The sequence below is a fragment of the Streptomyces sp. NPDC090108 genome (assembly GCF_044747185.1).
Taxonomy (GTDB): Bacteria; Actinomycetota; Actinomycetes; order Streptomycetales; family Streptomycetaceae; genus Streptomyces.
This window is the reverse complement of record NZ_JBIVDQ010000005.1, coordinates 633,457-655,377: the sequence shown is the minus strand read 5'-3', so window position 1 is coordinate 655,377 and position 21,921 is coordinate 633,457. Positions and strand designations below refer to the sequence as shown.

13 protein-coding genes and 1 tRNA gene are annotated in these 21,921 nt (G+C 71.9%); 10 read left to right on the top strand and 4 right to left on the bottom strand.

From position 1 onward, the window contains the following. The first annotated feature begins 114 nt into the window (after positions 1-114). Positions 115-2,994, top strand: a complete 2,880-nt coding sequence (locus ACIPRD_RS21110; protein ID WP_401564971.1) for an ATP-dependent RNA helicase — start codon at positions 115-117, stop codon at positions 2,992-2,994. A 66-nt stretch (positions 2,995-3,060) separates the two neighbouring features. On the opposite strand, the gene ACIPRD_RS21105 is transcribed toward ACIPRD_RS21110, so the two are convergent. Continuing rightward, positions 3,061-4,857: a lytic transglycosylase domain-containing protein gene (locus ACIPRD_RS21105; RefSeq protein WP_401564968.1), complete on the bottom strand. Its 1,797-nt coding sequence runs from the start codon at positions 4,855-4,857 to the stop codon at positions 3,061-3,063. A 307-nt stretch (positions 4,858-5,164) separates the two neighbouring features. Between ACIPRD_RS21105 and ACIPRD_RS21100 the strand changes: the two genes are divergently transcribed. After that, a complete protein-coding gene (locus ACIPRD_RS21100; protein WP_401564966.1) occupies positions 5,165-6,196 on the top strand; it encodes a DUF4184 family protein in 1,032 nt (343 codons plus the stop codon). Positions 6,197-6,825: 629 nt separating this feature from the next. Here ACIPRD_RS21100 and polA read toward each other — a convergent pair. Continuing rightward, a complete protein-coding gene (gene polA / locus ACIPRD_RS21095; RefSeq protein ID WP_356398686.1) occupies positions 6,826-9,546 on the bottom strand; it encodes a DNA polymerase I in 2,721 nt (906 codons plus the stop codon). 452 nt (positions 9,547-9,998) lie between these two features. Here polA and ACIPRD_RS21090 point away from each other — a divergent pair, with 452 nt between their 5' ends. The 7 genes from ACIPRD_RS21090 to ACIPRD_RS21060 all read left to right on the top strand — a co-directional run bounded on the left by ACIPRD_RS21090 (position 9,999) and on the right by ACIPRD_RS21060 (position 19,335). Beyond that, positions 9,999-12,278 (top strand): FdhF/YdeP family oxidoreductase, encoded by a 2,280-nt coding sequence (locus tag ACIPRD_RS21090; RefSeq protein ID WP_401564963.1) that lies wholly within the window; start codon positions 9,999-10,001, stop codon positions 12,276-12,278. Positions 12,279-12,343: 65 nt separating this feature from the next. Next, complete coding sequence (locus ACIPRD_RS21085; RefSeq protein ID WP_356398682.1) at positions 12,344-12,808, top strand: hotdog fold thioesterase; 465 nt, start codon at positions 12,344-12,346, stop codon at positions 12,806-12,808. A 775-nt stretch (positions 12,809-13,583) separates the two neighbouring features. Beyond that, positions 13,584-14,813: a branched-chain amino acid ABC transporter substrate-binding protein gene (locus tag ACIPRD_RS21080; RefSeq protein ID WP_356398680.1), complete on the top strand. Its 1,230-nt coding sequence runs from the start codon at positions 13,584-13,586 to the stop codon at positions 14,811-14,813. Positions 14,814-14,925: 112 nt separating this feature from the next. After that, the gene (locus ACIPRD_RS21075; RefSeq protein ID WP_356398678.1) at positions 14,926-15,855 is read left to right on the top strand and encodes a branched-chain amino acid ABC transporter permease; all 930 of its coding nucleotides are present in this window, start codon (positions 14,926-14,928) and stop codon (positions 15,853-15,855) included. A 5-nt stretch (positions 15,856-15,860) separates the two neighbouring features. Then, entirely contained in the window at positions 15,861-17,696 is a 1,836-nt protein-coding gene (locus tag ACIPRD_RS21070) for a branched-chain amino acid ABC transporter permease (protein ID WP_356398676.1), read from the top strand. Continuing rightward, the gene (locus ACIPRD_RS21065; RefSeq protein WP_356398674.1) at positions 17,693-18,622 is read left to right on the top strand and encodes an ABC transporter ATP-binding protein; all 930 of its coding nucleotides are present in this window, start codon (positions 17,693-17,695) and stop codon (positions 18,620-18,622) included. Before ACIPRD_RS21070 ends, ACIPRD_RS21065 begins: the two co-directional genes overlap by 4 nt. Beyond that, a complete protein-coding gene (locus ACIPRD_RS21060; protein ID WP_356398671.1) occupies positions 18,619-19,335 on the top strand; it encodes an ABC transporter ATP-binding protein in 717 nt (238 codons plus the stop codon). The genes ACIPRD_RS21065 and ACIPRD_RS21060 overlap by 4 nt, the downstream gene beginning before the upstream one ends. 87 nt (positions 19,336-19,422) lie before the next feature. On the opposite strand, the gene ACIPRD_RS21055 is transcribed toward ACIPRD_RS21060, so the two are convergent. Beyond that, on the bottom strand, positions 19,423-20,079 hold the full coding sequence (locus ACIPRD_RS21055) for a response regulator (RefSeq protein WP_356398668.1): 657 nt from the start codon (positions 20,077-20,079) through the stop codon (positions 19,423-19,425). Positions 20,080-20,176: 97 nt separating this feature from the next. On the opposite strand from ACIPRD_RS21055, the gene ACIPRD_RS21050 reads away from it, so the two are divergent. Continuing rightward, positions 20,177-20,251: transfer RNA gene (locus ACIPRD_RS21050), tRNA-Leu, on the top strand. Between the two features lie 90 nt (positions 20,252-20,341). On the opposite strand, the gene pyk is transcribed toward ACIPRD_RS21050, so the two are convergent. After that, positions 20,342-21,778 carry a pyruvate kinase gene (gene pyk, locus ACIPRD_RS21045; RefSeq protein WP_356398666.1) on the bottom strand — a complete coding sequence of 479 codons (1,437 nt, stop codon included), beginning with the start codon at positions 21,776-21,778 and terminating at the stop codon, positions 20,342-20,344. Positions 21,779-21,921: the final 143 nt, after the last annotated feature.

Genomic DNA, 21,921 nt, shown 5'->3' with positions numbered 1-21,921 from the left:
CACTCTCCTTAGATCCACGCGCGCGTGGGACGCACGCGCGCGTGGAGAGCCGGGGTGTGAGCGACCGCGGCACGCGCGTGGGGCGCGTGCCCGCGGTCGTACGACACTGGGGGCGTGATCCGCTACGACGCCCTGGACGCGCTGCCCGTACGCACCGCCCTGCCCGCACTGACCGACGCCCTGGACGGGGACGGCACGGCCGTCCTGGTGGCGCCGCCGGGCACCGGCAAGACGACGCTGGTGCCGGTGGTGCTGGCGGGACTGGCCGGCGGGGGCGCGGCGCGGCGGGTCGTGGTGGCGGAGCCGCGGCGGATCGCGGCGCGGGCGGCGGCCCGGCGGATGGCGTGGCTGCTGGGCGAGAAGCCCGGCGAGAGCGTCGGGTACACCGTGCGCGGCGAGCGGGTCGTGGGGCCGCACACGCGCGTGGAGGTCGTGACGACCGGTGTGCTGCTCCAGCGGCTCCAGCGCGACCAGGAACTGGCGGGCGTCGACGCGGTCGTGCTCGACGAGTGTCACGAACGGCATCTGGACGCCGACACGGCGGCCGCGTTCCTGTGGGACGTGCGGCAGGCGCTGCGGCCGGACCTGTGGCTGGTGGCCGCGTCAGCGACCACGGACGCGCAGGGGTGGTCGCGGCTGCTGGGCGGTGCGCCGGTGGTGGAGGCGGCGGGCGTCGCGCACCCGGTGGAGACCGTGTGGGCTCCCCCGGCGCGTCCGGTGCGGCCGCCGCACGGGATGCGGGTCGATCCGGCGCTGCTCGCGCACGTGGCCTCGGTGGTGCGGCGGGCGATGGCCGAGCGGGACGGGGACGTGCTGTGTTTCCTGCCCGGGGTCGGTGAGATCACGCGCGTGGCGGGTCTGCTGGGCGATCTGGGGGACGTGGAGGTCCTCCAGGTGCACGGGAGGGCTCCGGCGGCGGCGCAGGACGCGGTGCTGACGGCCGGGGAGCGGCGCCGGGTGGTGCTGGCGACGTCCGTGGCGGAGTCGTCGCTGACGGTGCCGGGGGTGCGGATCGTGGTCGACGCGGGCCTGGCCCGTGAGCCGCGGGTGGATCACGCGCGCGGGCTGAGCGGTCTGACGACGGTACGGGCGTCGCGGGCCGCGGGGCGGCAGCGGGCGGGACGTGCCGGGCGCGAGGCGCCGGGCGTGGTGTACCGGTGCTGGCCGGAGGCCGAGGACGGCCGGCTGCCGGCGTTCCCGGCGCCCGAGATCAAGGTGGCCGATCTGACGGCGTTCGCGCTGCAGGCGGCCTGCTGGGGTGAGCCGGACGCCTCCGGGCTGGCGCTGCTGGATCCGCCGCCGGGCGGGGCGATGGCGGCGGCGCGGGAGGTGCTGACGGCCGTGGGCGCGGTGGACCGGTCCGGACGGGCCACCGAGCTCGGTGTGCGGCTGGCGCGGCTGGGGGTGCATCCCCGGCTGGGCCGGGCGCTGCTGGACACCTCCGGTGAGGGTGCCGGGGTGGTGGCGCTGCTCTCCGAGGAGGCGCCCCGGGAGTACGGGGACGATCTGGCGGGCGCGCTGCGGCGGGCCCGCCAGGGCGGTGACGCGTACGCGGGGCGGTGGCGTGGCGAGGTCCGCCGGCTGCGGGGGGTCTCCGGCGGCTTCTCCCGCCTCCCGGCCCGCGCCCCGCTGGCGGCCTCCTCCGTCGGATCCGGTGGTGCTGGTGATGCCAGTGATGCTGGTGGTTCCAGTGGTGTCGGTGGTGTCGGTGGTGTCGGTGGTGTCGGTGGTGTCGGTGGGGTCGGTGGTGTCGGTGGGGTCACTGATTCCACCGGCTTCGGTGGACCAGGCGGACCCGGCGGCTCCGGCCCTTCCCGCGGGTCGGGCGGGTCCGGCGGGTCGGGCGGGTCCGGCGGGTCGGGCGGGTCCGGCCCTCGTGGCGCGGCCGGTGCGACCGGTGGGGCGGGTGCCGCCGATACGGCCGCTCCCGCCCGGGGCGGGGCCGCGCGCAGGGGCGCCGGAACCGCCGCGGCGTCGCTCGGCGTGCCGCCGTCCGGCGCGGGTGGACGGGCGGAGGCCGGGGACGACGCGCTGGTCGGGCTGACCGCCGCGCTGGCCTTCCCCGAGCGGGTCGCGAGGCTCGACGGCGGGTCGTACCTCATGGTGTCCGGGACGCGGGCCGAGCTCACCGAGGGGTCGGCACTGCGGGGTGCGCCGTGGATCGTGGTGGCGGTCGCCGACCGGCCCGGCGGGAAGGGGCACGCGCGCGTGCGGCTCGGGGCGGCCGTGCGCGAGGACGTGGCACGGGCGGCGGCGGCCTCGCTGCTGGAGGAGCGCGACGAGGTGCGCTGGTCCGACGGGGACGTCGTGGTGCGGCGGGTCGAGCGGCTGGGGGCGATCGAGCTGGCGGTACGGCCGTTGCGGGACGTGGCGCCCGGCCTGGTGCGCGGTGCTCTGCTGGACGGGCTGCGGCAGGAGGGGTTCGGGCTGCTGCGGTGGTCGCCGGAGGCGCTGGTGCTGCGGCAGCGCCTCGCGTTCCTGCGCGCGCGGCTCGGGGAGCCGTGGCCGGACGTGTCGGACGAGGCGCTGCACGCGCGCGTGGAGGAGTGGCTGGAGCCCGAGCTGGGCCGGGCGCGGCGGCGGGCCGATCTCGGGCGGATCGACGCCGGGCAGGGGCTGACGCGGCTGCTGCCCTGGGCGAGCGGGGACGCCGCCCGGCTGGACGAGCTGGCGCCCGAGCGGATCGCCGTACCGAGCGGGTCGCGGATCCGGATCGACTACGGGGATCCGGAGCGTCCGGTGCTCGCAGTGAAGCTGCAGGAGATGTTCGGGCTGCGGGAGACGCCGTCCGTGGCGGGGGTGCCGCTGCTGGTGCACCTGCTCTCCCCCGCCGGGCGCCCTGCCGCCGTCACGGCCGACCTCGCCTCTTTCTGGCGGGACGGTTACCGGGGTGTGCGGGCCGAGCTGCGCGGGCGTTATCCGAAGCATCCGTGGCCCGAGGACCCGGCGGCGGCCGAGCCCACCCGTCACACCAACGCGCGTCTCAGGGGCTGACCCGCCCCGCGCGCACCGGGTGTCCCCGCGCGGGGCGGCGCGGGGACACCGGGTGCCGGCGGTCCGTCAGGAGCCCGCCGGGGTGCCCGGGGACGGGTCGGTGGACGAGCCGGCCGACGGGTCGGGGGTCGGGTCGGTGGAGGGGTCGGCCGGGGCGACCTTCAGTTCGACGGTGAGGGTGGCTCCGCCGGTGAGGGTGACGCGCAGCAGGTAGGTGCCCGCGGTGTCGTCGGCGTAGAGCTTGGGGAGGGTGAGCAGGCCCTTGTCGTCGGTCAGCAGGCCGGTGAGGGTGCGGACGGGCTTGCCGTCGGCGTCCTTGAAGTAGGGGCCCTTGTCGTTCGCGGTGGTGTCGGCGGCCGCCCCGACGAGGGTGGCGGTGGCCGCGACCTTGTCCGCGACGGCGCCCTTGTAGGTGGCCTTCACCTGGATCTGGCCCGCGAACTCGCCGCCGGGGGTGCAGGTCTGCGGGGTGTCGTCGGTGCGGGCGACGGTGTCGGCGGCGCGCGCGGTGACGGTGGCGGTGTAGTTGACGCCCTTGGCCTTGTGGCCGACGACCGCGGTGGTGATCTTGAAGTCGCCGGTCTTCTCGCCCGCGCGGAGCTCCGGGGCGGTGGCCACGCCCTTGGCGTCGGTGGCGATGGTGGCGACGCTCTCGCCGCCGGCGAAGGTGGCGTCGGTGTCGCCGGTGATGGTGAAGCGGACGCGGACCTTGCCCACGGCCGTCCCGGTCGCGGTCTCGGCGCGGGTGGCGATGTGCGCGCCGAACGCGTCGCCGGCCGTCGCCGTGAGCTTCGCGGTCCCGGCGTCGGCCAGGTGGTCCACGGTGGCGGACGGCGTGGCCGGAGGGGTCGGCGTCGTCGGCGGGGCCGGAGGGGTCGGCGTCGTCGGCGGGGCCGGGGCCGGGGGCTTCGGGTGCGGGCTCTGTCCGGTGTCGCCGGGCTTGCCGTGGTGCGGGGCCGACGGGTGCTTCGGCGGGGTGGGAGGCGTCCCGGGCGCGGAGGTCCGGGGGCCGTCGTCGCTCGGATGGGAGGGCAGACTGCCGGTGCCGTCGGGCACGGAGTGGGTGCCCTTGCCGTAGTAGCGCATCCAGTTCAGGACCAGGTTGAGATAGTCCTGGGAGTTGTTGTAGCTGAGGATCGCGCTGTGCAGGCCGGTGTCGTGGGAGAGGTCCCAGTCGTTGCGGCACAGGTAGTGGCCGGCGGCGAGCGCGGCGTCGTAGACGTTGTTGGGGTCCGCCTTGCCGTCGCCGTTGCCGTCGCGGCCGGCCCAGGCCCAGGTGGACGGGATGAACTGCATGGGGCCGACGGCCTGGTCGTAGGTGCTGTTGCCGTCGTAGACGCCGTGGTCGGTGTCCGCGATGAGGGCGAAGCCGTTGCCGTCGAGCTGCGGGCCGAGGATGCGGCCGAGCGTGGTGCCGTTCGCGTCGACCCTGCCGCCGCGGGCCTGCCCGGACTCCACCTTGCCGATGGCGGCGAGGAGTTGCCAGGGCAGGTTGCAGCCCGGCTTGGCCGCGCGCAGTTCGGTCTCGGCCTTCTTGTAGGCCGCGAGGACCGTGGCGGGGATGCCCGCGTCGGCGTCGCCCTGGACGACCGGTGTGCCGTCGCCGGAGGGCGACGGCGACGGGGCGGGGGCGGGGCTGTCGAGCGGCGGAAGGTCGGTGTAGTAGCGGGAGTTGCCGGTGGCGGTCCCGTCGACGCCGGGGTCGGGGAGGGGGGTGCTGGCCCCGGCGGCGGCCTGTCTGCCGTGGTCCTCGCCGCCGGTCGCGCCCGGAGCCTGGGACGCGGACAGAGCCGCGACCGCCGCCGCGGCCACGGCGGTGGTCGCCGCTCCCTTGCGCAGCCGCCTGCCGAAATGCGCCGCCATAGAGTGAACCCCTCCCAGGGACGTCGGTGACGTCCTTCTCCGTCTGTCTGCCTCGCTCTGGTGTGACGGTTGAGCCGGTGTTCTGGTTGCCCTTGTTCCGTACTTCCACCGGTGCGACGTGTGTGCCGTCGTGGATCCCGCCGGTCGACCCAGGTGACATTACGACAACTTGCTTGCCGCGGGCACCTGTTCGGTCCCGTTTTCACCGCCTGTCCCACTGCCCGTCACCCGCCGGGCCCTCGCGCATACTGGTCCGGCCCGGTCTCCGGTACCCCGTCATGGCCGGCATGCGCCCGAGGAGGCCCTGTTGCCGTTCACACTCAGCCACGCGGCTGCCGTTCTGCCCGCGGTCCGCGGGGACGGCCGGGGCCGGGCCGGGCTGGTGCCCTCGGTGCTCGTCGCGGGTTCCTTCGCTCCCGACCTGCCGTACTTCGCGGCGAGCGTCGTCCCGGGCGGCATGGAGTTCGGGGCGGTCACGCACTCCCTCGCCGGAGTGGTGGGTGTGGACGTGCTCATCGCCTGGACGCTGGTGGCGGTGTGGCTGCTGGTGCGGGAGCCGCTCGTGGCGCTGCTGCCCCGGGCCCGGCAGGGCCGGCCGGCCGCGCTCCTGCGCTGCGGTGCGCCTCGCGCGCGTGTGCGGGCGGTCTCCGTGGCGCGGTGGTACGGGTGCGCGGTGCTCGGCGCGCTGACGCACGTGGGCTGGGACGCGTTCACACACCACGACCGGTGGGGGTCACGCGTGATCCCGGCCCTCGGCGAGGACCTCGCGGGCATGCCGCTGTACACCTGGCTGCAGTACGGCTCGTCGGCGCTGGGTGCCCTGGTGGTCGCGCTCTTCTGGGTACGGGCGCTGCGGCGGGTCCCGGCCGGGGAGCCGGTGGGGGTGCCCGCGCTGTCCCCGGGGGACCGGTGGCGGGCCGGTGCGGTGATCGGCGGCTGCGCGACGGCCGGGGCGGTGCTGCGGACGGCCCGGTGGTGGGAGCACCGCTCGGGCGCGGTACGGCTCTGGGAGCTGGTGCCCACCCTGTGCTTCGGGGCGGGCGCCGGGCTGCTCCTGGGCGTGCTGCTGTACGCGGCGGGGGTCAGGCTGCGGCGCCCGGACGGGCTGCCCGCCGGGGTTCGGGACGGGGTTCGGGGCGGGGCTGCCGTCGGTGTTCGGGACGGGGTTCCCGTCGGGGTTCCGGAGGGGGCTGCCGTCAGGGTTCCGGACGGGGCTCCGGACGGGCTTGGGGGCCGCTCCGGGCGTCCCGGGGGTCCTGAGGGCCCGCGGGGCCCTGTGCGTGTGGCGCGTCCGGGTGGGACGGCCGGTGGGGAGCGGGACCGGTCGGGCGCTCGGTGAGGGACGCGACGAAGACGGTGAGGGTCCGCCGGGGGCGTGCCTTGGGCACCGCGGCGAGCATCAGCGCCAGGTAGCCGCGTGCGAGGTCGGGCCATCCGCGCCAGTCGGGGGCGCGGTGGGTCCGGGCGGTGATCCGGTGTCCGAGGTCCGTGACGGTCCTGCGTACGGCCGTGGCCGGGTCGGCGGGGATGCGGGCGGTGCTTGCGTCGTCCGCGAGGGGCGGGACCGGTGAGGCGGGCGCGGTCCGGTCCGAGACGGTGTCCGTCCAGACCAGGATGCCGTTGCGCGCCTCGGGCGTCCGGCGGTGGAGCATGCGTATACCCATGCTCGCAGTGTTGCCGGTGCGCGCGGCGGGGGGCGTTCTGGCGGGGGCCACGTGAGTGAAACGCCCTCCGGGGGTTCGGCCGGGGGTGTACGGACGGGAGGGGCGCGGGGCCCGTACCGGCCCGCGGCAGGGGCGGCGGCAGCGGCAGCGGCAGCGGCAGCGGCAGCGGCACGAGGGTGCCGGCCGGCGTGACGCCCGCCGCGGTTTCCGGTGCGGCGTGACCGGGGTGAGGGACGGCCCTCTCGTACAGGTCGGGGGCGCCCCCGGTGTACCCGGTGGTGCCCCCGACCTGTCACGGCGTGGATCAGTGGGCGGCGGACTCCCAGTCCGGGCCCACGCCCACGGAGACGTCCAGCGGGGCGCGGAGGTCGACGGCGTCGGCCATCTCGCGGCGGACGATCTCCTCGGCGGCCGCGCGCTCGCCGGGGGCGATCTCCAGGACGATTTCGTCGTGGACCTGGAGGAGCATGCGGGACTTGAGGTCCGCCGCGCGCAGGGCCCGGTCGACGTTGAGCATGGCGACCTTGACGATGTCGGCCGCGGTGCCCTGGATCGGCGCGTTGAGGGCCATGCGCTCGGCCATCTCGCGGCGCTGGCGGTTGTCGCTGTTGAGGTCGGGCAGATAGCGGCGGCGGCCGAGGAGGGTCTCGGTGTAGCCGGTCGCGCGGGCCTCGTCGACGACGCGGCGCAGGTAGTCCCGTACGCCGCCGAAGCGCTCGAAGTAGGTGTCCATCAGGGCGCGCGCCTCGCCCGCCTCGATGTTGAGCTGCCCGGAGAGGCCGAAGGCGGACAGGCCGTAGGCCAGGCCGTACGACATCGCCTTGATCTTGCGGCGCATCTCTGCGTCCACCGCGTCCCGCTCGACCGAGAACACCTGGGAGGCGACCGTGGTGTGCAGGTCCTCGCCGGAGCTGAAGGCTTCCAGAAGGCCCTCGTCCTCGGAGAGGTGGGCCATGACGCGCAGCTCGATCTGGCTGTAGTCCGCGGTCATGAGGGACTCGTAGCCCTCGCCGACCACGAAGCCGCGGCGGATCGCACGGCCCTCGTCGGTGCGGACGGGGATGTTCTGGAGGTTGGGGTCCGTGGAGGACAGGCGTCCGGTGGCGGCGACGGTCTGGTTGAACGTGGTGTGGATGCGGCCGTCGGCGGCGACGGTCTTGATGAGGCCGTCGACGGTGACGCGCAGCTTCGCCTGCTCCCGGTGGCGGAGCATGATGACCGGCAGCTCGTTGGTGGTCTGGCCGGCGAGCCAGGCCAGGGCGTCGGCGTCGGTGGTGTAGCCGGTCTTGGTCTTCTTCGTCTTCGGCAGGGCCAGCTCGCCGAAGAGGACCTCCTGCAGCTGCTTGGGCGAGCCCAGGTTGAACTCGTGCCCGGCGGCCGCGTGCGCCTCCTTCACCGCCTGCTGCACGGCGCCCGCGAAGGTCTGCTCCATCGCCTCCAGGTGGGCGCGGTCGGCCGCGATGCCGTGGCGCTCCATGCGGGCGAGCAGGGCGGAGGTGGGCAGTTCCACGTCCCGCAGCAGGCCGGCGGCGCCGACCTCCTCGAGGCGCGTCTCGAACGCCTCGCCCAGGTCGAGGATCGCGCGGGCCTGGACCATCATGGCCTCGGCCTCGGCGCCCTCGTCCGCGCCGAAGGCCAGCTGGCCGTCGGCCGCGGCGGCGGGGGCCAGCTCGCGGTGCAGGTACTCCAGGGACAGCGCGTCCAGGTCGAAGGAGCGGCGGCCGGGCTTGACCAGGTAGGCGGCGAGCGCGGTGTCCATGGTGACACCCCCGACGCTCCAGCCGTGCTCGGCGAGGACGCGCATGGCGCCCTTGGCGTTGTGGAACACCTTGGGGCGGCCGGCGTCGGCCAGCCAGGCCGCGAACGCGTTCTCGTCGGACTCGTCGAGCGTGGTGGGGTCGAACCAGGCGGCCGCTCCCCCGGCCGCGGCGAGCGCGACCTCGGTGACCGAGCCGGTGCCCAGCGCCCAGGTGTCGACGGTGGCGACGCCGAGGGGCCCGGTGCCGTGCTCGGCCAGCCAGGCGGCCACCTCGCCGGTGTGCAGGACGGTGCCGTCCAGCTCGACGCCCTCGGTCACGACCGGGGCGGTCTCGGCCTCGGCGGCGCCGGGGTCGACGGCGTAGAGCCGCTCGCGCAGGGACGGGTTCCTGATCTCCAGGGTGTCCAGGATCATCGCGACGGTCTTGCGGTCGTACGCGGCCCGCTCCAGGTCGCCGACCGCCTTCGGCAGCTCGACCTGGCGCTCCAGCTCGGTGAGGCGGCGGTTGAGCTTGACGGCCTCCAGGTGGTCGCGGAGGTTCTGGCCGGCCTTGCCCTTGACCTCCTCGACGCGCTCGACCAGCTCGGCGAAGGAGCCGAACTGGTTGATCCACTTCGCCGCCGTCTTCTCGCCGACGCCGGGGATGCCGGGGAGGTTGTCCGACGGGTCGCCGCGCAGGGCGGCGAAGTCGGGGTACTGGGCGGGCGTCAACCCGTACTTCTCGAGAACCTTCTCCGGGGTGAACCGGGTCAGCTCCGAGACGCCCTTGGTCGGGTACAGGACGGTGGTGTTCTCGGTGACCAGCTGGAAGGAGTCGCGGTCGCCGGTGACGATCAGCACCTCGAAGCCCTCGGCCTCGGCCTGGGTGGCGAGGGTGGCGATGACGTCGTCCGCCTCGAAGCCGGGTACGGCGAAGCGCGGGGCGTGCATCGCGTCGAGGAGCTCGCCGATCAGCTCGACCTGGCCCTTGAACTCGTCCGGGGTCTTGGAGCGGTTCGCCTTGTACTCGGTGAACTCCTCCGAGCGCCAGGTCTTGCGGGAGACGTCGAAGGCCACGGCGAAGTGGGTGGGCGCCTCGTCACGCAGAGTGTTGGCCAGCATCGAGGCGAAGCCGTAGATCGCGTTCGTCGGCTGGCCCGTCGCGGTGGTGAAGTTCTCCGCGGGCAGCGCGAAGAACGCGCGGTAGGCCAGTGAGTGGCCGTCCATGAGGAGGAGCCGGGGGCGGGCGCCGGGGGTGTTCGTCTTCTTCGATGCTGTTTCTGCCACGTGGACGATCCTGCCACGGCGCACTGACACGTGGGGCTCCGCTCGTGGCTTCGCCGGGGGTGGGGGGGCTGTTTCGGGTGCGGGTGGGTGGGGGCTGGGGGGATGTGCGCAGTTCCCCGCGCCCCTTGGGGAGGGGGCTGGGGTCGGGGGTTCCGTGCGGGGCGGTGGGTGGGGTTGCGCAGTTCCCCGCGCCCCTTGAGGTGGGGGCTCAGGTCGGGGGTTCCGTGCGGGGCGGTGGGTGGGATTGCGCAGTTCCCCGCGCCCCTTGGGGTGGGGGCTCAGGTTGCGGGTTCCGTGCGGGAGGGTGGGGAGGATTGCGCGGTTCCCCGTGCCCCTGGGGTGGGGGGTTCTTGGGTTCTGTAAGGGGGTTGGGGGCGGGCGGGGGCATTGTCGGTGGGGCGTGGGAGGATCGGCGGAGGTGGATGTACCGCACAGTCGAAGGGGAGCGCGCGATGGCGACGAAGCCGCCCACGGGTGATCCGGTCCAGGACGCGCCGGAGGTCACGGAACCCCAGCACGCGGCGGCCGGGCTGCCCGCCATCGGGCACACGCTGCGGATCGCGCGGCAGCAGATGGGAGTGCGGCGCACGGCGCTGACGCTGCTGCGGGTGAACCAGAAGGACGGCTTCGACTGCCCCGGCTGCGCGTGGCCGGAGCCGGAGCACCGGCACACGGCGGAGTTCTGCGAGAACGGCGCCAAGGCGGTGGCCGAGGAGGCCACGCTGCGCCGCGTCACCCCGGAGTTCTTCGCCGCGCACTCCGTGCCCTCCCTCGCCGGGCGCAGCGGGTACTGGCTGGGGCAGCAGGGGCGGCTCACGCACCCCATGTACCTGCCCGAGGGGGCGGAGCACTACGAGCCGGTGTCGTGGGAGCGCGCCTTCGGCATCATCGCCGAGGAGATCGGCGCGCTGGACTCCCCCGACGAGGCCGTCTTCTACACCTCGGGCCGTACCAGCAACGAGGCCGCGTTCCTGTACCAGCTGTTCGCGCGCGAGCTGGGCACCAACAACCTGCCCGACTGCTCGAACATGTGCCACGAGTCGTCCGGTTCGGCGCTGTCGGAGACGATAGGCGTCGGCAAGGGGAGCGTCCTGCTGGACGACCTGTACCAGGCCGACCTGATCATCGTCGCGGGGCAGAACCCGGGGACGAACCACCCGCGCATGCTGTCGGCGCTGGAGAAGGCGAAGGCGGCGGGCGCGCGGATCATCAGCGTCAACCCGCTGCCCGAGGCGGGCCTGGAGCGGTTCAAGAACCCGCAGACCCCGCAGGGCATGCTCAAGGGCGCCGCGCTGACCGACCTGTTCCTGCAGATCCGCATAGGCGGCGACCAGGCCCTGTTCCGGCTGCTCAACAAGCTGGTCCTGGAGACGGAGGGCGCGGTCGACGAGGAGTTCGTGCGCGCCCACACGCACGGCTACGAGGAGTTCGCGGCCGCCGCCCGCGCCGCGGACTGGGAGGAGACCCAGGAGGCGACCGGTCTCGGCCGTGCGGAGATCGAGGAAGCGCTCGCCATAGTGCTCGCCTCGGAGCGGACCATCGTCTGCTGGGCCATGGGGCTCACCCAGCACAAGCACTCCGTGCCGACCATCCGCGAGGTGGTCAACCTCCTTCTGCTGCGCGGCAGCATAGGCCGGCCGGGCGCGGGCGTGTGCCCGGTGCGCGGCCACTCCAACGTGCAGGGCGACCGCACGATGGGCATCTTCGAGCGGCCGGCGCCGGCGTTCCTGGACGCGCTGGAGAAGGAGTTCGGGTTCACGGTCCCGCGCGAGCACGGCTTCGACGTCGTACGGGCGATACGGGCGCTGCGTGACGGCGAGGCGAAGGTGTTCTTCGCGATGGGCGGCAACTTCGTCTCCGCCACCCCTGACACCGAGGTGACGGAGGCGGCCGTGCGGCGGGCCCGGCTGACCGTGCACGTGTCGACCAAGCTCAACCGCTCGCACGTGGTCACCGGCGCGCGCGCCCTGATCCTGCCGACACTCGGCCGCACCGAGCGCGATGTGCAGGAGGGCGGGGCGCAGTTCGTCACCGTCGAGGACTCGATGGGCATGGTGCACGCCTCGCGCGGGCGGCTGGAGCCGGCGAGCGGGCAGTTGCTGTCCGAGCCGGCGATCGTGTGCCGGACGGCGCGCGCGGTGCTCGGCGAGGACAGCGTCGTGCCGTGGGAGGAGTTCGAGCGGGACTACGCGGCGATCCGGGACCGTATCGCGCGGGTGGTCCCCGGTTTCGAGGACTTCAACGCGCGCGTGGAGCGTCCGGGCGGGTTCACGCTGCCGCACGCCCCGCGCGACGAGCGCCGGTTCCCGACGGCGACGGGCAAGGCGAACTTCACGGCCGCGCCGGTGGAGTTCCCGGAGCTGCCCGAGGGGCGGCTGCTGCTGCAGACGCTGCGCTCGCACGACCAGTACAACACCACGATCTACGGCCTGGACGACCGTTACCGGGGCATCAGGAACGGGCGCCGGGTGGTGCTGGTGAACCCGGAGGACGCGCGGGCCCTCGGGGTCGCCGACGGCGCGTACGTGGACCTGGTGGGCGAGTGGAAGGACGGCGTGGAGCGGCGGGCGCCGGGCTTCCGTGTCGTGCACTATCCGACGGCCCGGGGCTGCGCGGCGGCGTACTACCCGGAGACGAACGTGCTGGTGCCGCTGGATGCCACGGCGGACGTCAGCAACACCCCGGCCAGCAAGTCCGTGGTGGTCCGTCTGGAACAATCGGCGACCGACTGAGCGTTTGCTCAGCCGACACCGGATCGACCGGATCGACGCGCACGACGAGAACGGAGCCTGGTCCCATGGGCGAGCAGCAGCACGTGAAGTTCCCGCAGGAGATCATCGACGAGTACGCGGCCCTCGGTGTCGATCTGCCCGCGTTGTTCTCCGCCGGGCACCTCGGGATGCGGATGGGCGTGCAGATCCTGGAGGCCTCTCCCGAGCGGGTCGTCGGGACGATGCCGGTCGAGGGCAACACCCAGCCGTACGGGCTGCTGCACGGCGGTGCCTCCGCGGTGCTCGCCGAGACCCTCGGGTCGGTCGGCTCCATGCTGCACGGCGGTGTCTCGAAGGTCGCGGTGGGCGTGGACCTGAACTGCACGCACCACCGCGGGGTGCGCTCCGGGCTGGTGACGGGTGTGGCCACGCCGGTGCACCGCGGCCGGTCGACGGCGACGTACGAGATCGTGATCAGCGACGAGAAGGGGCACCGGGTGTGCAGCGCCCGGCTGACGTGCCTGCTGCGCGACACGCAGGCGCCCGCGTGACGCCCTGCCGGTAGGAACAGCCGCCCAGCCCGTGCGGGCCCGCCAAGGGCCCGCACAGAGGCCGTACAGAGGCCGTACAGAGTCCTCACAGGATCCATGGAGCACCCGCGCGGGGTCCGTACCGGCCCGCACCGGGTCCATGCGGCCCCGCATCTCCCGCTCGCCCCGCCCGGGTTGCTCACGCCCCGCGGCAACCGCGCGCCCTTCTCCCGCCGTTCGGAGCGCCCCCCTCCCCCGCGCCGGCTCCCGCGCCGGCCCCCGGACCCGTGTGGCCGGAACCGGCTCCACGAACCGCGACAGCCGCGACGAGCGTGCCCGCACCCGGCGAAACCGGTAAAAGTCCTGCGGATTAACGGAATCCGTTTCCCGGAAGTAACCGTGCGTAATGCGCGGGCAATAAGGAATCCCCTTTCCCCCACTGTTCCCACCGGCGCATCACCCGTCCCGCAAGCCACGGAAGTCACTCCTGGCAACGATGTCGAGTCACCACCAAAACGCCTGACACTCCTGAAACGATCATGGTGGGTCCTGCAGGTTCTCATCATGCGGACAGCACGAACCGACGTGAATTCCAGCGATCCCCCCACGCTGCACCGCTCCGCATTACCTCGTGTCATAACAAGAGCGTCACAGCATTGGTCAGACTCTCCTCCACGTTCCTCACACACGCCTAGAGTCACGGCCAGTCACCGCGCCGTCGGATTCTCAACTTCGGCCACGCGCGCGGCTCAACCGTTTCCACGGGGAGATGGTTGTCCACGGGAAAGGACTGATCGTGCGTCAACGTTCGCTCATCGCCATCACCGCCGCGCTGGCCGCGGGAGCGCTCACCCTCACCGCCTGCGGCTCGCGCGACAGCAAGGGCGACGACAACGGCGGCGGCAAGACCACTGTTGTGATCGGCGTCGACGCCCCGCTCACCGGCGACCTGTCGGCCCTCGGCCTCGGCATCAGGAACTCCGCCGACCTCGCGGCCAAGACCGCCACCAAGCAGGGATACGTCAAGGGCGTCGAGTTCAAGATCGAGCCCCTCGACGACCAGGCCCAGCCCTCCGTCGGCCAGCAGAACGCCCAGAAGTTCATCAGCGAGAAGGAGGTCGTCGGCGTCGTCGGCCCGCTGAACTCCAGCGTCTCCCAGCAGATGCAGAAGCCGTTCAACGACGCCGGCCTCACCCAGATCTCCCCCGCCAACACCGGCACCGAGCTGACCCAGGGCCCCGACTGGAAGTCCGGCAAGTCCGTCCGCCAGTTCAAGACGTACTTCCGCACCGCCACCACGGACGAGATCCAGGGTGCCTTCGCCGCCGACTACCTCTTCAACCAGGCGAAGAAGAAGAAGGTCTACCTGATCGACGACCAGAAGACCTACGGCGCCGGCCTCGCCGCCTCCTTCAAGGAGAACTTCACCAAGCTCGGCGGCAAGATCGTCGGCAGCGACCACGTGAACCCCGACGACCGCGACTTCAACGCCGTCGTCGCCAAGGTCAAGAAGACCGGCGCCGAGGCCCTCTACTACGGCGGCGAGTACCCGGCGGCCGGCCCGCTGAGCCAGCAGCTCAAGGACAGCGGCCAGAACATCCCGCTCATGGGCGGCGACGGCATCGTCTCCAGCGACTACCCCAAGCTGAACAAGAAGGCCGCGGGCGACCTCGGCACCTCCGTCGGCCAGCCCGTCGAGAAGCTCGACTCCGCCAAGAAGTTCATCGCGGACTACAAGGCCGGCGGCTACAGCGACCCGTACCAGGTCTACGGCGGCCTCACCTACGACGCCACCTGGTCCATCATCGAGGCCGTCAAGCTCGCGGTCGAGGGCAACAACGGCAAGCTCCCCTCCGACTCCCGCAAGGCCGTCCTGGACGCCATGGCCAAGGTCAAGTTCGAGGGCGTCACCGGCACCATCTCCTACGACGAGTTCGGTGACACCACGAACCACACGATGACCGCCTACAAGATCCAGAACAACGAGTGGGCGCCCGAGTTCATCGGCCAGCCCAAGCTCGGCTGACCGGGGGAAGAAGCAGCAGACCCCGTTCACGCACTGAACCAGGCCGCGCGGGCAGCGCCCACCAGCGCTCCCGCGCGGCTCCATATCCGAACCACTCCACGGAGGCCCCGCGGTGCACGAACTGCCGCAACAGCTGGCCAACGGACTCATCCTCGGCGCGATGTACGGACTCATCGCGATCGGCTACACGATGGTCTACGGCATCGTCCAGCTCATCAACTTCGCCCACGGCGAGATCTTCATGGTCGGAGGCTTCGGGGCCCTCACGGTCTGGCTCGTCCTCCCCGACGGCTTCGCTCTCGGCATCGCGATCCCCCTCATGATCATCGGCGGGATCGTCGTCTCCGTCGGTGTCGCCATGACGGCGGAACGGTTCGCCTACCGCCCCCTGCGCACCGCACCGCGGCTGGCCCCGCTGATCACCGCCATCGGTCTGTCCATCGTCCTCCAGCAGGCCGTCTGGATGTGGTACCCGGACGCCAAGAAGGACCACCCCTTCCCGCAGTTCCAGGGCGCCCCCTTCGACATACTCGGCGCCACGATCCAGCGCGGTGACATCTTCGTCCTCGTCAGCGCCCCCCTCTGCATGGTCGCCCTCGGCCTCTTCGTCTCCAAGACCCGCTCCGGACGCGGCATGCAGGCCACCGCCCAGGACCCCGACACCGCCAAGCTCATGGGCATCAACACCGACCGCATCATCGCCATGGCCTTCGCCATCGGCGCCGCGTTCGCCGCCGTCGCCGCCGTCGCCTACGGCCTCAAGAACGGCCAGGTCGGCTTCCGCATGGGCTTCCTCATGGGCCTCAAGGCCTTCACCGCGGCCGTCCTCGGCGGCATCGGCAACATCTACGGCGCCATGCTCGGCGGCATCGCCCTCGGCGTCGCCGAAGCCCTCGCCACCGGCTACATCGGCGACATCCCCGGCATGAGCCTCTTCGGCGGCGGCGCCTGGAAGGACGTGTGGGCCTTCGCCCTGCTCATCCTCGTCCTCCTCGTCCGGCCGCAGGGCCTGCTCGGCGAACGCGTCGCGGACAGGGCGTGACACCCATGACGAACACCACGACCGACACCCGCGACACCACCACCGCGACAGCGAAGCCGATCGTCCCGCTGCCGCCCACCGCGGCCCGCGCGATCACCGTCGCCGGCTCCGCCATCGCCCTCGCGGGCACCTTCCTCGCCTGGACCTGGACCCAGGAGTTCCCCGGCGACCTCACCGTCGACGGCTACCCCGGCGGCCTGCAGGTGCTCACGCTCGTGGGAGCACTCATCACGCTGCTGTTCGCCCTCGCCGGCTGGGGAACCACCCGCCCGGGCGACACCAAGGGCATCCGCGGCCTGCGCTGGCTGACCCCCGGCGGCAACAGCAGCGCCACCCTCCTGATGGCCCTCGGCGTCCTCGGCACCACCGGCTACACCCTCGGCGCCATCGCCTACGAACTCGGCGGCGTCGTCAACCTGGAACCCGGCGCCTCGGTCTCCGGCATCGGCGCCCTCCTCGCCGTCATGGGCGCCCTCGGCCTCCCCGCCGACCAGCCCCACGGCGACCACGACACCCCCGGCCTCTGGGGCCGCCTGCGCCACGCCCTCAGCGCCCCCGAACCGGCCCGCGCCAAGGACCTCCCCGCCTGGGCCGAGATCCTCGTCATCGCCGCCGGCTTCGGCGCCGGCCTGTACGTCTTCGCGTACGGCATCGGCACCGAGTACTCCGAGGCCTTCATCGGCTTCCTCGTCGTCGCCGGCTTCGGCTTCACCGCCGTCACCCGCGCGGGCCTGCTCAAGCGCCTGTCCGCGCTCACCGCCAAGCACCGCAACGTCACCCTGACGGCGGCCTTCGCCGCGGCGATCTGCTTCCCCTTCACCCAGTCCAACGACCAGTTCGCCCTCATCGGCGCGAACATCCTCATCTTCGCCACGGTCGCCCTGGGCCTCAACGTCGTCGTCGGCCTCGCCGGCCTGCTCGACCTCGGCTACGTCGCCTTCCTCGGCGTCGGCGCCTACGCCGCCGCCCTGGTCTCCGGCTCCCCGCAGTCGACCATCGGCGTCCACTTCCCGTTCTGGGCGGCCGCCCTCACCGGCGCCGCGGCCTCGCTGATCTTCGGCGTGGTGATCGGCGCACCCACCCTGCGACTGCGCGGCGACTACCTCGCCATCGTCACGCTCGGCTTCGGTGAGATCTTCCGCATCACCATGAACAACCTCAACGGCAACAGCGGACCCGACGTCACCAACGGCTCCAACGGCATCCCGAACATCCCCGACCTGCAGATCCTCGGCTTCAACCTCGGCCTGCCGCACGACGTCCTCGGCCATGAGCTCACCCGCTCCGGCAACTACTACCTGCTGATGCTGCTGTTCACGGCCATCGTCGTCATGGTCTTCCGCCGCTCCGCGGAATCCCGCATCGGCCGCGCCTGGGTCGCCATCCGCGAGGACGAGACCGCCGCCACCGCCATGGGCATCAACGGCTTCCGCCTCAAGCTCCTCGCCTTCGCGCTCGGCGCCTCCCTCGCCGGACTCGCCGGGACCGTCCAGGCCCACGTCTCCTACAGCGTCACCCCCGAGCAGTACCAGTTCGCCGGCTCCGTGCCCCCCAACTCCGCCTTCCTGCTCGCCGCGGTCATCCTCGGCGGCATGGGCACCATCAGCGGCCCCCTCATCGGCGCCGCCCTGCTCTACCTCATCCCGGCGAAGCTCCAGTTCATGGCCGACTACCAGCTCCTCCTCTTCGGCATCGCGCTCATGCTCCTCATGCGCTTCCGCCCCGAGGGCCTGGTCGCCGACCGCAGGAAGCAGCTCGAATTCCACGAGACCGGGCAGCTCGACGTACCCACGGACACACCACTGCCCGACACGACCGGCATCGCCAAGGCAGGTGCGTGACCTCCATGACCACCACCGCGACCACCACCACGGTCCTCGACGCCACCGGTGTCACCATGCGCTTCGGCGGCCTCACCGCCGTGCGCTCCGTCGACCTCACCGTCAACAGCGGTGAGATCGTCGGCCTCATCGGACCCAACGGCGCCGGCAAGACGACCTTCTTCAACTGCCTCACCGGCCTGTACGTCCCCACCGAGGGCACCGTCACGTACAAGGACACCGTCCTGCCGCCCCAGCCGCACCTGGTCACCCAGGCCGGCATCGCCCGCACCTTCCAGAACATCCGGCTCTTCGCCAACATGACCGTCCTGGAGAACGTGCTCGTCGGACGGCACACCCGCACCAAGGAAGGCCTCTGGTCCGCCCTCCTGCGCCTGCCCAGCTTCAAGAAGGCGGAGCAGGAGTCCCGCGAACGCGCCATGGAACTCCTGGAGTTCACCGGACTCGCCGCCAAGGCCGACCACCTCGCCCGCAACCTCCCCTACGGCGAACAGCGCAAGCTGGAGATCGCCCGGGCCCTCGCGAGCGAACCCGGGCTGCTCCTGCTCGACGAGCCCACCGCCGGCATGAACCCCCAGGAGACCCGGGCCGCCGAGGAACTCATCTTCGCGATCCGGGACAAGGGCATCGCCATCCTCGTCATCGAACACGACATCCGGTTCATCATGAACCTCTGCGACCGTGTCGCCGTGCTCGTCCAGGGCGAGAAGATCGTCGAAGGACCCGCCGAGACCGTCCAGGCCGACGAACGCGTCATCGCCGCCTACCTCGGCACCCCCTTCGAGGGCGCCCCCGGCGCGGAGGAGGCGGCCGAGGTCGAAGCGGCCGAAGCGGCCGGCACATCCGGGACGACGGACACAGCGGACACAGCGGAGGCGGCGGAGGCGGCCGAGGCACGCAGCACCACCGAAGGAGAGGCCCAGTGACCGCACTTCTGGAGGTCGAGGACCTCAGAGTCGCCTACGGCAAGATCGAAGCCGTCAAGGGCATCTCTTTCAAGGTCGAGGCGGGCGAAGTCGTCACCCTCATCGGCACCAACGGCGCCGGCAAGACCACGACACTGCGCACCCTCTCCGGGCTGCTCCAGCCGCTTTCCGGCGAAATCCGCTTCGACGGCAGATCTCTCAGGAAAATCCCGGCCCACAAAGTCGTCTCGCTGGGACTGGCCCACTCCCCCGAGGGCCGCCACATCTTTCCCCGCATGACCATCGAGGACAATCTCCGCCTCGGCGCCTTCCTCCGCAGCGACAAAGAAGGCATCGAAAAGGACATCCAGCGCGCCTACGACCTGTTCCCCATTCTCGGAGAACGCAAGAGGCAGGCCGCGGGAACCCTCTCCGGCGGCGAACAGCAGATGCTCGCCATGGGTCGGGCCCTCATGTCCCGGCCCAAGCTGCTCATGCTCGACGAGCCCTCCATGGGCCTCTCGCCGATCATGATGCAGAAGATCATGGCCACCATCCAGGAACTCAAGTCCCAGGGCACGACCATCCTGCTCATCGAGCAGAACGCCCAGGCCGCGCTGTCCCTCGCGGACCACGGCCACGTGATGGAGGTCGGCCGTATCGTCCTCTCCGGATCCGGCCAGGACCTCCTGCACGACGAGTCCGTCCGCAAGGCGTACCTCGGCGAGGACTGATCCCGGACACCCCGCACCACGACGGCGAGGCCCGCACCCCCGAGGGGTGCGGGCCTCGCCGCACGACGTGCCGGTTCTTGCGGGAATTCAGCCCTTCTTGGACTTCTTCTCCTGCGCGTCCGCGATGACCGCCTCCGCGACCTGCTGCATCGACATCCGGCGGTCCATCGACGTCTTCTGGATCCACCGGAAGGCGGCGGGCTCCGTCAGGCCGTACTCCGTCTGCAGGACGGACTTCGCCCGGTCCACCAGCTTCCGGGTCTCCAGCCGCAGCGAGAGGTCCGCGACCTCCTGCTCCAGCTGCTTCAGCTCCGTGAACCGGGACACGGCCATCTCGATGGCCGGCACCACGTCGCTCTTGCTGAACGGCTTCACCAGGTAGGCCATGGCACCGGCGTCCCGGGCCCGCTCCACCAGGTCGCGCTGCGAGAACGCGGTGAGCATGAGCACCGGGGCGATCGACTCCGCGGCGATCTTCTCCGCCGCCGAGATGCCGTCGAGCTTCGGCATCTTCACGTCCAGGATCACGAGGTCGGGCTTGTGCTCGCGCGCCAGCTCCACGGCCTCCTCGCCGTCCCCGGCCTCACCGACGACGGAGTACCCCTCCTCCTCCAGCATCTCCTTCAGATCCAGCCGGATCAGTGCCTCGTCCTCGGCGATGACGACACGGGTCGTCAGCGGAGGCACGTGCGACTTCTCGTCGTCGGGCGCGTCTACGGGCTGGGGCGACTCGGGGGCGGTCACGGAGGCTCCTCTTTCGGGCAGGGGTCTGCTGACAAGAGCCTACCTAGCTGCGGTATGGTGGTCGCGCCAGGGGTTGCATTATCCCTTGTTTTCTAAGGCCCCAGTACTCCAACTGGTTAGAGAGGCCGCTCTCAAACAGCGGACAGTGTGGGTTCGAATCCCACCTGGGGCACCTTTCCTTCGATTGCATGGTTCGCTAGAAGCGGACGTACACGATCTCGTGAACGTCCGCTTCTTTCTGCGTGTCGCCGCGAATCCTTCTCTATTTCGGGCTGTCGTCCTCGCCGATGTGGTGGACGCGGACCATGTTGGTGGCGCCGGAGACGCCGGGGGGTGAGCCCGCCGTGATCACGACGACGTCACCCTTGCGGCAGCGGCCGTACTTCAGGAGCAGCTCGTCCACCTGGGCGACCATCGCGTCCGTGGAGTCGACGTGCGGGCCGAGGAAGGTCTCGATCCCCCAGGTGAGGCTGAGCTGGGAGCGGGTGGCCGCCTCGGGGGTGAAGGCGAGCAGCGGGATCGGGGAGCGGTAGCGGGAGAGCCTGCGGGCGGTGTCCCCGGACTGGGTGAAGGCGACGAGGAACTTCGCGCCGAGGAAGTCGCCCATCTCGGCCGCCGCGCGGGCGACCGCGCCGCCCTGGGTGCGGGGCTTGTTGCGCTCGGTCAGGGGCGGCAGCCCCCTGGCGAGGATGTCCTCCTCGGCCGCGGCGACGATCTTCGCCATGGTGCGGACGGTCTCGACGGGGTACTTGCCGACGCTGGTCTCGCCGGAGAGCATCACGGCGTCGGTGCCGTCGATGACGGCGTTGGCGACGTCGGAGGCCTCGGCGCGGGTGGGGCGGGAGTTGTCGATCATCGAGTCGAGCATCTGGGTGGCGACGATGACCGGCTTGGCGTTGCGCTTGGCGAGCTTGACGGCGCGCTTCTGGACGAGGGGGACCTGCTCCAGGGGCATCTCCACGCCGAGGTCGCCGCGGGCGACCATGATCCCGTCGAAGGCGGCGACGATGTCCTCGACCGCGTCGACGGCCTGGGGCTTCTCGACCTTGGCGATGACGGGGAGGCGCCGGCCGTGCTCGTCCATGATGCGGTGCACCGGGGTGATGTCGTTGCCGCTGCGCACGAAGGACAGGGCGATGGCGTCGAAGCCGGTGTGCAGGGCCCAGCGCAGGTCGTCCTCGTCCTTGGTGGAGAGGGCGGGGACGGAGACGGCGACGCCGGGAAGGTTGAGGCCCTTGTGGTCGGAGACCATGCCGCCCTCGACGACCCGGGTGCGTACGCGGGGGCCGTCGACGGCGGTGACCTCCAGGCAGACCTTGCCGTCGTCGACGAGGACGCGTTCGCCGGGGGTGACGTCGGCGGCGAGGCCGGCGTAGGTGGTGCCGCACTTGTGGCGGTCGCCTTCGACGCCGTCCTCGACGGTGATGGTGAAGGTGTCTCCGCGTTCAAGGAGTACGGGGCCTTCGGTGAAGCGGCCGAGGCGGATCTTCGGGCCTTGAAGGTCGGCGAGGATTCCTACGCTGCGGCCGGTTTCGTCGGCGGCCTTGCGGACGCGCTGGTACCGCTCCTCGTGTTCGGCGTGGGTGCCGTGGCTGAGGTTGAAGCGTGCGACGTCCATTCCGGCCTCGACGAGTGCCTTGATCTGGTCGTACGAGTCGGTGGCGGGTCCCAGGGTGCAGACGATTTTCGCTCGGCGCATGGGTCGAGCCTAGGCCTTACCGGTGGGTAGAGACTCCGGGCCGGGTGTCCGCTCAAGGACCTTTGCGTAAAGGGCTGTTGACAAGTGTTGAAGTGTGCGATGACCCGCTCCTTTGAGCGATTTCCGGGGCCGCGGGCCGGGTC